Below are 13,876 nucleotides of genomic sequence, written 5' to 3' on the forward strand. Positions count from 1 at the left end.
CCTGCGCAGATGGTACTGCAGTTATGTGGGAGAGTATGTCGTCGCCTTTCTTTAATCTGAACTCGTTTCAGATTCTTTAAAAACCCCGTTCTAACCAACGGGGTTTTTTGTTTTTAAACCATTTTTATTTTTAGATTTATTATGAATTATTATAGGAATCACCATTAGTAAATGCTATTTTCGCTTTTAAATACATAATATAGTAATGGAATCTAATTTTTTAATAAAGAGTATTACAGTTAATGTAATTCGAATATCATATAATTTTTTAAATAATAAATGTGTCAAGCAAAGTGAATTAATTAATGATTTCATAATGGGTTTTACTTTCTATATGTATTTATTAAAAATGATTTCCCCTCGGACAGTATTTGTTTGTGAAATATTTTTTAACAAAAATATTTTTACATGCAACAACTAAAAAAATTAATCAGTTGCTTTTGTTTAATCTTCTTTCCTTGCTTACTCATTGGACAATATTTACCTTCTCGTAATTATTCGACTAAAGATGGGTTACCAAATAATGCCGTTCGATCATTATTTTTAGATTCAAAAAATGTTTTATGGATTGGAACTGAAAATGGAGTTTCAAGAAAGGAAAATGGAGCATTTATTAACTTGGACGAGTCAGATGGTTTAGGACACAACAGTTGTTGGGATATCTCTCAAGATACTAATGGGAATATGTGGTTTGCCAGTTATGGCGGCGGAGTTAGTAAATTTAATGGCGATAAATTTACGGTTTTCACAACCAAAGAAGGCTTACTCGCCAATAAAACACGAAAAGTTTTTCCTTACAAAAATAAAATGTATGTTGGCACAGAACAAGGCGTTTCTATAATTGATATCAATACCAATAAAGTTGTAACGCCAAAAATGCCTTCACATAAAGAGGATTTTATATGTATTTCATTTTTTGAATATGATGGTGAAGTTTATTTTACTTCTATTTTTGACGGTTTATATAAAATAGATGAATCAGATAAGTATCCCAAAATAATTCCCGTCATTTTACATAAAAACACTTACTGCTTAGGACTTTTTGGTTCAAGTTTATATAGTGCTAATGCAGGTTATATAGATAAATTTAATATTTTAGATATTAAAAAAGCAAAATGTACTTCTTCTAAATTTGGAAAGTCTATGGTTTGGCAATTTGCCAACGATAAAAGAAATTCCATTTTTGCAGCTGCTTGGGGAGTTTATAACCCCGATGGTGGGCTTTATCGCATTGTGGATGACAAAATGACTGATGTTTCAGCGCAGTATGGAATAGATTCAAAAGTCTTACTCAATGTTGTTTATGATAAAACAAAGGACATTCTATATGTTGGTTCGAACGACAAAGGAATCTATCAGGTTCGATTGGATAAAATGATCGATTATTCTCCATTTGATGGAAATTCAATTATTGATTTTGAAAATTTTGATAAACGAAAATTTATTTTACACAACAAGGGAGTAACTATTTTAGAATCTAACAAGGAAATAATAAAAAAGATTTCACTTTCTGATTTTAAAAAGGTTGAACTAGCCTATTTAAACAAAGGAAGTAATATTGTAAACAGACAAGGAGTTGAATCGAGAGATTTTGAACTGAATTTTAATATTAAAGAGGACGGAATTGTATTTTATGAGATGGTTAAACATAAAAATTCATTCTGGATTGGCAGCAATATTGGAATATTTGAAATTAATTCTTTAGGAAAAATCATCAATTACGTACCTAAACATAGTCTAAAATTTGGATTTTCTTCGAACGATAAATTTATTGAAACCATTACTTATGCAGGTGTTCGAGTATATGATGATATTTATAAACTTAAAAGTACAAATTATTCAAAATTTGAAAAAAATACACCACAATATATTGTACAAATATTAAATAATAAGGACAAAACGTATCTTTTGTCGGTTTTTAATGGTTTGTATGTATATCATAACAATCAATTTCAATCGTATTTAGCTGATGGTATTTGGAAAGAAAATAAGTTTAAGCATATCACTGTAAATGATAAAGGCCAACTTATTTTAGCTGCTGAATTTGGAAATGTATTTATTATCGAGGACACTAATACTTTTAAAGTTTTAAAAACGATTTCTAAAAATAAACTCGTTGGTAAAACCATTCTTTTCCTAGAAGCTTACAAAGATTGTATTCTTATAGGAACTGAAAAAGGAATTAACATTTACCTAAATGGTAAATTTCGATTGATCGACCAAGAGCAAGGCTTAAAAGATTGTAATTTTACAACCTCTCAAATTTTTGACAATCAGTTGTCGTTAGGGACGAAAAATGGTTTTTATACTGTTGATTTAGATAAACTTTTAAAGGAGCAAATTACCGTTTCGGGTTTAGATATAACGAAGATAGCGGTAAATAACATTCTCGTCGATCAATCAAATTACAAATGGTTCAAGTATGCTTCAAGTAAATTAGTCCGTGATTATCAACAGAATTCTTTTTCTATTGATTTTATTCCAAAGGGACATCCTTTTCCGGAGAAATTAAAATTCCGTTATCGCTTGAAGTCTACAAATCGATGGAGTCCTTACAGTGATAAAGCAAACTTATTTTTACCTTATTTGCCTTTTGGGGATTATGCAGTAGAAATAGAAGTTTTTGATTCTAACGCTGGAAAATCCAATATTTTTAAACTGTTGGATATTTGTGTGGAGCCGCCATTTTGGTTTACTTGGTGGTTTATATGTCTAATAATTTTATTTATTTCGGGTATTGTATTATATATCATTAACCGAAAAAAGAATATTGCCAGAGATAAAGCTAGTAAAGAAAAACAAATAACTGAAGCTAAGTTTGAAGCCTTGTCTAACCAGATGAATCCTCATTTTATTTATAATGCTTTAAATTCTATTCAAGATTATGTTGGTGCTAATGATGAGCACAATTCAACATTATATATTAGTGAATTTGCCGGATTGATGCGAAAAACTTTGAAAAATTCACCAAAACAGACCATCACAATTGAAGATGAAGTAGAGTATTTAGAAAGTTATATATATATTGAAAACATGCGATTTAAGGATCGTGTTGTAAGTGAAATTTATTTAGATCCTTCAATTGATGATACAGTATTAGAAATTCCTCCCATGCTAATTCAGCCTTTTGTAGAAAATGTTTTTGTTCACGCTTTTGATGAATCACATCCATCGCCAAAACTGAAAATTTCTTTTGAAATGGTTAACGAGAAAGTTTTAGAATGCAAAATAATTGATAATGGAAAAGGATTAAATGCTCATAAACAATCTAAATTTCATGTTTCAAGAGGAATTGCATTAGCTCGAGAGCGAATCATTTTATTGCAGCCTTCTAATGTTGACCCGATCCATATTCAGTTTACGGAAAATGACGGAACTACGGTTACCATCCAATTGTTTTTTTAATAGTCAAAATTCTAATTTTTAAAAGCTCTTATCACTAGGTAAGGGCTTTTTCGTTTTCATTCTTTTAATAATTCAAGAATATTTAACAAAATTATAAATATTTTTTAAAAAAAACAGCTCATTTACGGTTTTCCGTAAAGAATCTCTTTCGAATAGCTATATGTTTGGCTTATAAATTTAGAAACATCAAATTTCACTCGTGTAAAATTTTAAAAAATTGACACAAGCTATTTCAAATTTTTTATGTTAGACCTATTGAATTTTAAAAATATGTTAGACCCAAACCGACCGTATAGCAGAGTAGAAATAGATCGAGTTTTTACCCGAGTTAAAGCAGCTATGCATGTTAAGGCTTTATTAAATGGAGAATCCAAAGGATTGAGCCAAGCACATTTTTATGACGCTTACACAGGAAAAGAACTTATAGGCGGCGATGCATACGATTATGAACACATTCGATCATCGGAAGAAATTCACACAAGGTATAAATCAATCCTAACTGATGAACAAATAGCCTTAGTTGCTAACTGTGTGGAAAACGTTGCTGTAACTCGTACCTCCATTAACAAATCTAAGGGAAAGCGAAAAATGGAAGATTGGTTGCGTAATAAGGACAATATCGTAACTCATGGAATTGATCTGAAATTAGCACTATCCAATTTAAAAAAAGCTGATGATGGGATTGAAAGAATTGTGAAATGGTTTTGAAATTGTAGCATTCAAATCTGGTCTTAAAAGATTATTTGAATCTATACGGTATAATTTATATTTAAATCTGAACTCATTTTTCTTTACAACCCACCTTGTTGGCCAAATCAAGCTCTTAAATAATAATTTATTAACATAGTTGAACAATTGGTTTATATAAAGTACTTTAGAGGAATCTATTTTACCAAAATAAACCACTTAACCTATGAAAAGGAGAACCTTTTTGACCACTGCAACGTTAGCATCTGCAGGCTTGAGTACACTTTTGATTTCGAGTTGTGTTGATACAAAGAAAAATGAAAAACAAGAGGCTACAGATGATTCCGTTGAAGCATTTGAATTAGAAGAAGAAACTATCAGTAATTTAAGAGAAAAGTTAGCTTCGGGAAAGTACAGTTCAGAGCAATTAGTACAAATGTATTTAGATCGAATAGAGGCCATTGATAAAAAAGGTCCAAAACTAAATTCGATTATAGAATTAAATCCAGATGGGTTGTCTATTGCAAAAGCATTGGATTCTGACATGAAAGCAGGTAGAATTAGAGGGATTTTACATGGAATTCCAATTCTGATAAAAGACAATATCGATACTGCTGATAAAATGCAAACTACTGCCGGTTCATTAGCAATGGTTGGTAATATTGCTTCAAAAGATGCTTTTATAGTTAAAAAGCTCAGAGAGGCTGGTGCCGTAATCATTGGTAAAACCAATTTAAGCGAATGGGCAAATTTTCGTTCTACCCAATCCTCTTCCGGATGGAGCAGCAGAGGCGGTCAAACAAAAAATCCTTATATTTTAGATCATAGTCCCTGCGGTTCGAGTGCTGGTTCAGGAGTGGCAGTGTCCGCAAATCTCTGCGCTGCAGCCGTTGGAACAGAGACTGATGGCTCTATTGTGTGTCCAGCTTCAGTTAATGGTGTCGTAGGGATTAAACCTACTGTAGGTTTAGTAAGCAGATCCGGAATTATTCCTATTTCAAAAACGCAAGATACAGCGGGTCCTATGGCAAGGACTGTAAGTGATGCTGCTATTTTATTAAGTGCATTGGCAGCTGTTGACCCAGAAGATGCTGTAACGCTTGAAAGCAAGGGAAAGGCTCAAAAGGATTATACGACTTTTTTAGATGTTAATGCTTTGAAAGGCAAACGCATTGGAATTGAGAAAAAACCTCAAGGGAATAATAAAATCATTAATGAAGTTTTAGACGGTGCCATCAAGCTTCTCAAAAAACAAGGTGCTGTCATTATCGAAATTGACTATTTGGATAAAATTAATGCTTTTGGTCAAGCCGAATTTGAAGTTTTGCAGTATGAATTTAAAGATGGATTGAATAATTATTTGGCTAAATCCAATGCAAAAGTAAAGACTTTGAAAGAAGTAATTGATTACAACAATACTAATGAAGATAAAGCAATGCCCTATTTTAGACAGGAAACTTTAGAAAGTTCAAATGCTAAACAAGGGTTGAATGACCCAAAATATTTAGATGCTTTGGCCAAAAGTTTTGAAGGCAGTAAAAAGGTTTTGAACGCTGTTTTCAAAGAACATCAATTAGATGCCATTTGTGGAATTACAATGGGACCAGCATGCAGTATTGATACTATTTATGGTGACCGTTGGGGATATTCATTAACAACACCGGCCGCCGCGAGTGGTTATCCTCATATTACAGTTCCTTGCGGGCAGGCTTATGATTTACCCGTTGGTTTGTCTTTTTTTGGAACTCCTTATATGGAAGGAGAATTAATTGGGTTGGGTTATGCTTATGAACAAGCATCCAAAAAACGTTTAAAACCGGTGCTTAAAACTTCTTTTTTATAAAATATTACGGTTGAAAATATTTATAAGGGTAAATGAGTGGCTCACTTTTTACCCTTGTATTTTTTTATAAAAGACACAAATGGCGTTAATTGGACATTCCGGACATTTGGGTTGTGGTCTGCAAATTTCTCTTCCCAAAAAAGAGATTGACATCCCAATTTCACCCCAAATTTCTTTAGGAAATATTTGCATGAGTTGTTTTTCGGCTTTGATACCGTCTTTGGTTTCAGGGATTAATCCAATTCTTGGAGCGACGCGGATCACATGTAAATCGGTTATGATTCCTTCTGCAGGAACTTTTGCTTCTCGCATAATGACATTGGCCGATTTTCTTCCAATTCCTTTTAGCGCTGTCAAATCGTCCATTGTGAGGGGAATATTCTTGTCTTTTTGGACGGTTTTTGCAATTTCTAATATCCAACTGGCTTTCGTACCAAAGTTTCTAATTTTAGAGATATAAGGAATCACTGCTTCCACATTCGAAACAGCTAAACTTTCCATATTTGGAAAAGCTTTAAATAAATTAGGTGCAATTAAATTAATTTTTGCATCCGAATCTTGGGCAGATAAAACAATCATTACCACAAATTGGTATAAATTGTGGTAATCCAGTGGATGTTTTCGTCCTTTGTATTTTTTCAGAATAGGTTCCAATTTTTGCGCCCAATCATTTGACTTTTCTGATAAAGACATCTTTTATTTTTCTTTAAAATCTACGGATAAGGAATTTACACAATAGCGTTGTCCTGTTTTAGTAGGTCCATCATCAAATACATGACCCAAATGGCTACCGCAATTTGCGCATAAAATTTCGGTGCGTTTCATTCCATGAGTGACGTCCGAGATGTATTCTACTTTTCCGGGAATTGATTCATCGAATGATGGCCAACCGCAATGCGCGTCAAACTTAGAATTGCTTTCAAATAAAGGTTCTCCGCAGGCGCCACAACAATAGGTGCCTTTTTCGAAAGTAAGGTTGTACTTGCCAGTGTGTGGGTATTCGGTTCCTTTTTGGCGAAGAATACGGTAACGCTCCGCACCTAATTCTTCTTTCCACTGATCTTCTGATTTTTCTATGGGATATTTCATCGTTATTAATTTTAGTAAAAATTATTATTATTTATTTTTTATCTCTAGCTGATAAAATTATAAAATTTTTGATTTATATTGTTGTAAACCAGTTATTTATTCTGAATGAATTGCACTGTCTTTTCAATTACTTTTTGGTTACCCAGAATCTTGCGATGTCCTAATCCTTCGGTTAACATTAGCTCTCCATTTTTTAAGTGTTTGTGAATGTGGATTCCAGCTTTTACAGCAACGTCAGGATCATTTTTATCATGAATTACCAAAACGGGGACGGCAGTTTCTGCAGCTGCCAAATAAGCCGAATAACTATTCATATCTTCCTTATATTTTTTTTCGAAATGCAACCGTAAAAGAGTGCTAATATTTGGTTTCAGTTCTAATTTCGCCACAAAATCATCCATAATATCTTGTACGATATCTCCGCTTCCAATAACTACGGCATGTTCTACTTTAAGTCCTTTTTTTATAGCATTCAAAATTGACATTCCGCCTAATGAATGACCAACAGCAGCTTCGAAAGGGCCAAATTGTTTGTCTATTTCTAAAATAGTGGCAATAAAATCCACCATAATGGTAGTTTTTCCGGGAGATTTGCCGTGTGCCGGTGCGTCAAAACTAATAGTCGAATAACCGGCTTTAAGCATTTCATCTGCTATTTTGAATAATTGAGTACCTCGGCCTGACCAGCCGTGAACTAATAAAATTTTCTTTTCACTTTTACCATAATTATAAACGATTACCTTTTTTTTAATTGTAGGAATAAGAATCAATTTTTGAATGCTTTTACGGTCCATTTCTAATTCTCTTTTAGGAATTTTATGTTTTATAGGCGTGGTAAATAATTTTGCGGCGAATAGCGTAACTAGTTTTGGAGAAATAAAAGAGAAAAATTTACTGGTTAGTATTATTAATCTAGGAATTTTCAATGATTGTGTATGAATAGAAGTTTTTTTTGTCATTACAATAAATTTTCAACAGCGTTATAAGTTTATAAATTTTTCACTAAATTTAGAAAAACATAAAAGTAGTATTTTTTCTAAAAATTTAATGAATTATTAGCAATTACTTAAAAGTAAATAAAGCAAATACGCTGTAATAAAATCTAGTATTGTCTCAGCTATAATTATTGAAAAAAAAATCAGAAATGGAAATATTTCATATTAGTGCAGAATGTTATCCTGTAGCAAAAGTAGGTGGCTTAGCGGATGTAGTTGGCGCATTGCCAAAGTATCAAAGCATTGCCGGACACAAAGTGAGAGTCGTGATGCCTTGTTACGACACTAAATTCAGGAAAGAAAATGAATTTGAATGCGTGCATTGGGGCCATGTAAAATTAGGAAATTTCAATTTTCCCTTCAATATTCTTAAAGAGAAAACGGATAAATTGGAATTTGAACTGTATTTGGTTGAAATGCCAGATTTATTTGATAGAAAAGAAGTTTATGGTTATGAAGATGATATTGAACGTTTCTTGTCTTTCCAAATTGCCACTTTAGATTGGATAATAGGAAGAAATCAGATTCCAGATGTAATTAATTGTCATGATCATCATACTGGATTAATTCCATTTATGATGTTGTATTGTGATAAATATGAAAAATTACAGGATACACCGTCCATGATTACGATTCACAATGGGTTGTATCAAGGGCAGTTTGGATTCGATAAATTGTTTTATTTACCAAAATTTGATTTATCGCATGTCAAAGTTTTAGAGTGGGATAATTGTATCAATTCATTGGCAGTAGCCATTAAATGTGCTTGGGCCGTGACGACAGTTTCTCCTAACTATTTGAATGAAATAAATTATTCGGCAAATGGATTAGAATCTTTATTTAATCTGGTGCGCTATAAGTCAAAAGGAATATTAAACGGAATCGATGTAGAAGTTTGGGATCCTTCAAATGATGCCATGTTGGAAAAAAATTATTCGATTAAAAATTTCGAAAAAGGGAAACAGGAAAATAAAGAAAAATTGTGCAACCTTTTCAATTTAGACCCAAGTAAACCACTTTTTAGTTTCATTGGACGATTATTAGAAGAAAAAGGAGGAGACCTATTGCCTCATGCTTCAGCACTTGCTTTGTCTGAGAATTTTGGGGAAATCAACATTTTGATTTTAGGTTCAGGAAACCCAGTTATAGAAAAACAATTGAATAATTTATTATCAGATTATAAAGGGAACTACAATACTTTTATTGGTTATAATGAAGAGTTAGCACATTTGATTTATGCCGGTTCTGATTTTTTACTAATGCCTTCCAGAGTTGAACCCTGTGGATTAAACCAAATGTATTCGCTACGCTACGGAACAATTCCTATTGTTAGAAGGACAGGCGGATTGAAAGATACTGTAATTGATTTTGGAGATGGAGGAAATGGAATATGCCATGATCAGGCTAGTGTTGGCGACATTTGTTATTCAATACAAAGAGCCGTTGATTTATTTCAGGACAAAAAAAGTTTTAATAAAATTAGAGAAATAGGCATGAACACAGATCACTCTTGGGGAAGTGTTTGCCAAGAATACATAGACACATATAATTTAATAATGAGTAAAAAATGAAAGCTAAAAAGAAAAATGTTATTGCAATTATTTTAGGTGGAGGACAAGGGTCTAGATTATATCCATTAACGGAAAGCAGGTCAAAACCGGCTGTGCCAATAGGAGGGAAATATAGATTGGTTGATATTCCAATTTCGAATTGCATGAATTCAGATATATACAGAATGTTTGTATTGACGCAATTTAATTCGGCTTCCTTAAACGCTCACATAAAAAACACCTATAACTTTAGTATTTTTAGTCATGCTTTTGTTGATATTCTTGCGGCGGAACAAACGCCTGATAATCCTACGTGGTTTCAAGGTACCGCGGATGCTGTAAGACAATGTATGCCGCATTTTTTAAATCATGATTTTGATTATGCATTAATTCTTTCAGGAGATCAATTGTATCAAATGGATTTTAATGATATGGTTGAAGAACATATTAAAAGGGAAGCCGATATTACTATTGCAACCTTGCCAGTTAATGCAAAAGATGCTCCGGAATTTGGAATTTTAAAAACAAATTCGGAAAATTGTATAGAATCCTTTATTGAAAAACCAGCTAAGGAATTATTACCAGATTGGGAATCTGACGTAAGTGATCAAATGAAGAGCGAAGGGAAAAATTATTTGGCGTCCATGGGCATTTATATATTCAACAGAAAATTGTTGATTGATATTATGTCTAATAAAGACACGAAAGATTTTGGTAAAGAAATTATTCCGCAGGCTGTTGGGCATAAAAAGATTTTGAGCTATCAATATGAAGGATATTGGACAGACATTGGGAATATTGACTCTTTTTTTGAAGCTAATATTGGATTGACCGAAGACTTACCTAAGTTTAATTTATTTGATAACGATAATAAGATTTTTACCAGACCAAGATTACTGCCTCCATCAAAATTTCAAAATACTATGGTTGATAAATCATTAATTTCTGAAGGTTGTATTTTGAATGCCAAAGAGATTGGTCATTCTGTAATTGGTATTCGATCCAGAATTGGTGATGGAACCATAATTCAGAATTGTTATGTTATGGGAAATGACTTCTATCAAAGTATTGATGACATGAATGAAGACATTAAAAACGGCAATCAATTAGTGGGAATTGGTGAAAGATGCTTTATCAATAATGCGATTGTAGATAAGAATTGTAGAATCGGAGATGATGTTTACATCAATGGTGGTTCTCATTTAGAAGATTTTTCAAATGAATTATATGCTATTAAAGATGGAATCGTTGTTATTAAAAAAGGCGCAGTGATACCTGATAATTATATAATAAAGTAGAGTAATAACCCGGAGGGTGTAAGTATTAAAAACGTCAGTTCGAGTGTTTTTGTGTAATAAAATGAAACAAAAAATGTATCGAGAACCGTTTTTAATAAAAATTTTTCTTGTTCTCGATACAATATTCTTCCCGAAGCTTAGGGAAGAAAATCACTCGAGCTGACGAAAAATTAACACCAAATACTAATTGCACCCAATGGGTAGAGAAATAAACTGTTTTTTCTTAAAACTAATGTTCTGTTTTTAATAAAATAGAACTAGAAGATTATTATATGAGTAAAGTTATCTCGCATTCCCTTTTTACTGATTTTGATATCGATTTATTTAAAGCGGGGAAGCATTTCCGGCTTTATGAAAAACTAGGTGCGCATCTTATTGAAATTGATGGTGTTAAAGGTGTATATTTTGCAGTTTGGGCGCCCACGGCTCACTCGGTTTCTGTAGTCGGGGACTTTAATTTTTGGACACAAGGGGAACATCCGTTGCAAGTTCGTTGGGATTCTTCAGGGATTTGGGAAGGTTTTATTCCAAATATCGAAAAAGGTACAACCTATAAGTACATGATACAATCTAATAACGGCGGAATTATCACAGAGAAAGCGGATCCTTTTGCTTTTTATTGTGAAAAACCACCACACACTGCTTCAGTAGTTTGGGATTTAGATTATAAATGGAAAGATAAAAAATGGATGGAAACGCGTCAAAATCATAATGGTTTAGACAAGCCTTATTCTGTTTATGAAGTACATTTAGGTTCATGGAAGCGTCATGCTGGAGACAATCGTTTTTTGACGTATCTTGAATTTGCCGAAGATTTGGTAAATTATATAAAAGAAACGGGCTTTACTCACGTAGAGTTCATGCCTATCATGGAGTATCCTTATGATCCGTCTTGGGGATATCAATTAGTCGGGTATTTTGCACCAACATCTCGTTTTGGAAACCCACAAGAATTTATGTTTTTGGTTGATAAATTGCATGAAGCAGGAATTGGAGTGATTCTGGATTGGGTTCCTTCTCATTTTCCTGATGATGCTCATGGTTTAGGTTTTTTTGACGGATCAAATCTATTTGAACATCCGGATCGCAGAAAAGGATATCATCCAGATTGGAAAAGTTTAGTTTTTAATTATGGACGAAACGAAGTTCGCTCGTTCTTAATCAGTAATGCACTTTTTTGGTTGCAACATTATCATGCTGATGCACTTCGTGTTGATGCCGTTGCCTCGATGTTGTATTTAGATTATTCCAGAAATGAAGGGGAATGGGAGCCTAATATTTACGGAGGTAGAGAGAATCTTGATACGATAAGTTTTTTGAAAGAATTTAATGAAGCCGTTTATTCTAATTTTGAAGGCGTTCAGACTATTGCTGAAGAAAGTACCTCTTTCCCTATGGTTTCGAGACCAACATCTGTTGGGGGACTTGGATTTGGTATGAAATGGATGATGGGTTGGATGCACGATACTTTGGAATATTTTCAAAAAGATACTGTTTACAGAAAATACCATCAAAATGATTTGACTTTCTCTATGACCTACACGTTTTCTGAAAATTTCATGTTACCGCTTTCCCATGACGAAGTGGTGTATGGAAAGAAATCTATTGCCGGCAGAATGCCGGGTGACGAATGGCAGAAATTTGCAAACCTACGATTATTGTACGGTTATATGTTTATGCATCCTGGAACAAAGCTTTTGTTTATGGGTTGTGAATTTGGGCAAAGCAGAGAGTGGAATTTTGAAGGAAGTCTGGATTGGCATTTATTTGAATATCCGTATCATGAAGGCGTAAAAAAATTGATTACTGATTTGAACCATTTATACAAAACACAACCTGCATTGTATGAAAAACAATTTAGTCCTGAAGGTTTTGAATGGATTAATTATTCCGATCATCAAAATGCGGTAATGTCATTCATTCGAAAAGGAAACAACCAAAAAGAAGATGTTATTGTAGTTTGCAATTTTACACAAATTGTTCGTCCAAATTATCGCATTGGCCTACCAAGAAAAGGAAAACTAACAGAGATTTTTAATAGTGACGCTAAAATTTATGGCGGAAGTGGAGTAGCAAATCCTAAAAGAATAGCAATTGAAGCAATGCCTTATGACGGAAGAGATTATTCATCTGAATTGCTATTGTCGCCTTTGAGTGTTATCGTTTTTAAAATTTCATAAATTGCTTAAACAAAAACAGACTATTTTTTAACAAAGAGAATTAGAGATTAAGAGGCATTCGTGACAATATGAGCTTTTTTTGTAAACAAACAATCTACCCAGTCCATAAATTCTATACTAATTCAAAGATTTTTAATAACATTTGCTCTTAATCTCTTTAACTCTGTGTTAAAAAAATAAATCTTTAAATTTCATTGTTGAAAAACGAATAGAAAAATGATAATCATATGGTTACAAAAGAATTTGTAAATGATTTAAGTTATGAAATTTTTGCTTCAATAATTGAAGTTCACAAAAATATTGGTCCTGGTTTGATAGAAAGTATTTATCATAAATGTTTGGCCCACGAATTAAGATTGAGGAATATTAATTTCACTTCTGAAGCTTCGTTTGATTTTAATTATAAAGATTTAAATTTAACAACTGATTTTAGATGCGATTTGTTTGTGGAAGATTGTATTATGCTAGAATTAAAAGCCGTTCAGGAGATTATTCCTTATTTCAAAACTAAACTAATTAGTCAAATGAAAATCGCAAAAGCGCCAAAAGGAATTCTTGTAAACTTTAATGTAAAAAATATAATGTCAGAAGGAAAATTTGTATTTCTAAATGAATATTACAGCCAATTGCCGTAAACAAAAGTAAAAAATGAAGCCAGAATTCGAACCCCCTCTAATACTTAAATTTGTTTTTTATAAAACATAAGAATAGCTCTTAATCTCTAGATCTCATTGTCAGGTAACTACAACGTTTTCGTTAATAAACATCAGATATACATAGGCTTACGAAGTAATTTTGTATTTTTGAAAACCCAATTTTGAATAAAAAA

10 protein-coding genes are annotated in these 13,876 nt (G+C 32.6%); 7 read left to right on the forward strand and 3 right to left on the reverse strand.

Features of this window, described 5'->3' with window-relative positions; translation table 11 throughout:
* Positions 1 to 408: 408 nt before the first annotated feature.
* The 3 genes from IWX84_RS13720 to IWX84_RS13730 all read left to right on the forward strand — a co-directional run bounded on the left by IWX84_RS13720 (position 409) and on the right by IWX84_RS13730 (position 5,935).
* Entirely contained in the window at positions 409 to 3,405 is a 2,997-nt protein-coding gene (locus IWX84_RS13720; protein WP_196851326.1) for a histidine kinase, read from the forward strand.
* Positions 3,406 to 3,675: 270 nt separating this feature from the next.
* Positions 3,676 to 4,113, forward strand: a complete 438-nt coding sequence (locus tag IWX84_RS13725) for a hypothetical protein (RefSeq protein WP_196851327.1) — start codon at positions 3,676 to 3,678, stop codon at positions 4,111 to 4,113.
* Positions 4,114 to 4,318: 205 nt separating this feature from the next.
* The gene (locus IWX84_RS13730) at positions 4,319 to 5,935 is read left to right on the forward strand and encodes an amidase (RefSeq protein WP_196851328.1); all 1,617 of its coding nucleotides are present in this window, start codon (positions 4,319 to 4,321) and stop codon (positions 5,933 to 5,935) included.
* Between the two features lie 48 nt (positions 5,936 to 5,983).
* Here the strand turns inward: IWX84_RS13730 and IWX84_RS13735 are convergent, their stop codons facing one another.
* From IWX84_RS13735 to IWX84_RS13745, 3 genes are all read right to left on the reverse strand, one after another.
* A complete protein-coding gene (locus IWX84_RS13735; protein WP_196851329.1) occupies positions 5,984 to 6,628 on the reverse strand; it encodes an endonuclease III domain-containing protein in 645 nt (214 codons plus the stop codon).
* A gap of 3 nt (positions 6,629 to 6,631) precedes the next feature.
* On the reverse strand, positions 6,632 to 7,024 hold the full coding sequence (gene msrB, locus IWX84_RS13740) for a peptide-methionine (R)-S-oxide reductase MsrB (RefSeq protein WP_196851330.1): 393 nt from the start codon (positions 7,022 to 7,024) through the stop codon (positions 6,632 to 6,634).
* Between the two features lie 92 nt (positions 7,025 to 7,116).
* Positions 7,117 to 7,983 (reverse strand): alpha/beta fold hydrolase, encoded by an 867-nt coding sequence (locus tag IWX84_RS13745; protein ID WP_196851331.1) that lies wholly within the window; start codon positions 7,981 to 7,983, stop codon positions 7,117 to 7,119.
* Between the two features lie 185 nt (positions 7,984 to 8,168).
* Here IWX84_RS13745 and IWX84_RS13750 point away from each other — a divergent pair, with 185 nt between their 5' ends.
* From IWX84_RS13750 to IWX84_RS13765, 4 genes are all read left to right on the forward strand, one after another.
* Positions 8,169 to 9,590 (forward strand): glycogen synthase, encoded by a 1,422-nt coding sequence (locus IWX84_RS13750; protein ID WP_196851332.1) that lies wholly within the window; start codon positions 8,169 to 8,171, stop codon positions 9,588 to 9,590.
* Positions 9,587 to 10,867 (forward strand): glucose-1-phosphate adenylyltransferase, encoded by a 1,281-nt coding sequence (locus IWX84_RS13755; RefSeq protein ID WP_196851333.1) that lies wholly within the window; start codon positions 9,587 to 9,589, stop codon positions 10,865 to 10,867. Before IWX84_RS13750 ends, IWX84_RS13755 begins: the two co-directional genes overlap by 4 nt.
* A 272-nt stretch (positions 10,868 to 11,139) precedes the next feature.
* Positions 11,140 to 13,047 (forward strand): 1,4-alpha-glucan branching protein GlgB, encoded by a 1,908-nt coding sequence (gene glgB, locus IWX84_RS13760; RefSeq protein ID WP_196851334.1) that lies wholly within the window; start codon positions 11,140 to 11,142, stop codon positions 13,045 to 13,047.
* 227 nt (positions 13,048 to 13,274) lie between these two features.
* Positions 13,275 to 13,682, forward strand: coding sequence for a GxxExxY protein (locus tag IWX84_RS13765; RefSeq protein WP_196851335.1), 408 nt, complete (start codon positions 13,275 to 13,277; stop codon positions 13,680 to 13,682).
* The last annotated feature ends 194 nt before the right edge of the window (positions 13,683 to 13,876 follow it).

Origin of the sequence: Flavobacterium sp. CG_9.10, assembly GCF_015752245.1 — a bacterium.
GTDB lineage: Bacteria > Bacteroidota > Bacteroidia > Flavobacteriales > Flavobacteriaceae > Flavobacterium.